This window comes from Falsiroseomonas oryziterrae (assembly GCF_021864505.1).
GTDB lineage: Bacteria > Pseudomonadota > Alphaproteobacteria > Acetobacterales > Acetobacteraceae > Falsiroseomonas > Falsiroseomonas oryziterrae.
In genome coordinates this window covers 1-1,936 of sequence record NZ_JAKJIB010000507.1, presented here as the reverse complement: position 1 = coordinate 1,936, position 1,936 = coordinate 1, and the positions used below count along the sequence as shown (strand labels likewise).

Here is a 1,936-nt window from a genome sequence, read left to right as displayed (position 1 = left end):
CGCTCCACCTGCTGGCGGTCGCGTTCTGGACGGGCAGCCTGCTGCCGCTCGCCTGGGCGGCGCGGCGCGGCCAGGCGGAGCTGGTCGAGGCCTGGTCGCGGGCCGCGGTCTGGGCTGTGGCCGCGATCGCGGGCACGGGGCTCGCGCTCGCGGCGCTGCTGGTGCGGCGCGGCGATCTGCTCTTCGCCGGCTGGTATGGCTACGCGCTGGTCGCGAAGCTCGCGCTCGTCGGGGTGATGCTGGCGCTCGCCGCGCGGCACCGCTTCCTGCTGACGCCGAGGCTGACCGGCGGCGGAGGCGCGGCGCTGGCGCGATCGATCCAGCTGGAAGCCGTGGTGGCGCTGCTGGTGTTCTGGGCGGCGGCGGAACTGGTCTCGGTGCATCCCGTCGACGCGGGCCATCGCATCCAGGGGTGAACGCCAGGATGAGACGGGCGCGGCGAAAAACTGGAGATGCAGGCGATTTCCGGGTTCACGGCAGCGTGAGGAATATCATATACAATTACCTGTGAGCGCCGGATCGGGGGGACCGGACGAGCGCCACCAGCCGCCGTCCAGGAGCTTCCGATGCTCGACGCCACACTTGCCGCCGGCGCGCGCCTCGCGCCGCATCACGGCTTCCTCTTCGCCACCGGGATCGAGAACAGCGCGCCCAGGATCCAGGGCGGACGCATCCGACGCGACCAGATGGCCGAATGCGGCCATTACGACCGCTGGCGCGAGGATTTCGCGCTGGTCCGCGAGCTTGGCTGCGACGCACTGCGCTACGGCCCGCAGCTGCACACCACGCTGCGCGCCCCCGGCCGCTACGCCTGGGCCTTCGCGGACGAGACCCTGCCCGAATTGAAGCGGCTCGGCATCCGCCCGATCGTCGATCTCTGCCATTTCGGCGTGCCGGACTGGATCGGCGACTTCCAGAACCCGGACTTCCCGGAGCACTTCGCGCGCTACGCCCGCGCCTTCGCCGAGCGCTTCCCGTGGGTGCAGCTCTACACCCCGGTGAACGAGATGTTCATCACGGCGGTCTTCAGCGCGAAATACGGCTGGTGGAACGAGCAGCGGCACGACGACCGCAGCTACGTCACGGCGATCAAGAACATCGTCCGCGCGAACGTCATGGCGATGCGGGAGATCATCACGGTCCGCCCGGACGCGATCTTCATCCAGTCGGAAAGCACCGAGGCCTTCCACGCCGAATGCCCGCGCGCCCTGCCCCATGCCGAGTTCCGCAATGCGGAGCGCTTCATCACGCTCGACCTCAACTACGGGCGGCGGGTGGACAGCCTGATGTACGAGTTCCTCATGGACAACGGCATGAGCCGCGCCGAATACCACTGGTTCCTGCTCGAGGCGCCGTCGCTGAAGCGTCACTGCGTGATGGGCAATGACTGGTACCAGACCAACGAGCACCTGCTGAACGCGGACGGACACGGGCGCTGGGCGGGCGAGGTGTTCGGCTACGACACCGTCACGCGCGACTACCATGCGCGCTACGGCCTGCCGGTGATGCACACCGAGACCAACCTCGACGAAGGCCCGCGCGGCGACGAGGCGGAACATTGGCTGTGGAAGCAGTGGAGCGGCATCCTGCGGCTGCGCCGCGACGGCGTGCCGGTGCTCGGCTTCACCTGGTACTCGCTGACCGACCAGATCGACTGGACGCATGCACTGCGCGAACAGCGCGGCGAGGTGAACCCGCGCGGCCTCTACGACCTCGACCGCAAGCCACGGAAAGTGGGCCTTGCCTACAAGCGCCTGATCGAAGGCTGGCGCGAGGTGCTGCCGACGCAGTCGTGGTGCCTGCAGGTGCCGCTGGCGGCGTGAGCGTGCGGGGGGGCGCTGCCCCCGCACCCCCGCCGGGGAGCCGGGGGGCTCCCCGGACCCCAGCCATCTGTTTTTCAGCGCCGGGAGGGAGGGGGCCGAAGTGCCCCCTCCCT

The 1,936-nt window shown here is 69.6% G+C and carries 2 protein-coding genes; both read left to right on the top strand.

Translation table 11 applies throughout. The features are described from left to right. The coding region (locus tag L2I40_RS22535; protein WP_237217572.1) for a CopD family protein at window positions 1-416 on the top strand (416 nt) is incomplete at its 5' end. Between the two features lie 150 nt (window positions 417-566). Further along, window positions 567-1,823, top strand: coding sequence for a family 1 glycosylhydrolase (locus tag L2I40_RS22530; RefSeq protein WP_237217571.1), 1,257 nt, complete (start codon window positions 567-569; stop codon window positions 1,821-1,823). The last annotated feature ends 113 nt before the right edge of the window (window positions 1,824-1,936 follow it).

What these genes read in the sequence shown, in the direction of transcription:
- L2I40_RS22530 (WP_237217571.1), top strand. Translation starts at nt 567, where the DNA reads ATGCTCGACGCCACACTTGCCGCCGGCGCGCGCCTCGCGCCGCATCAC.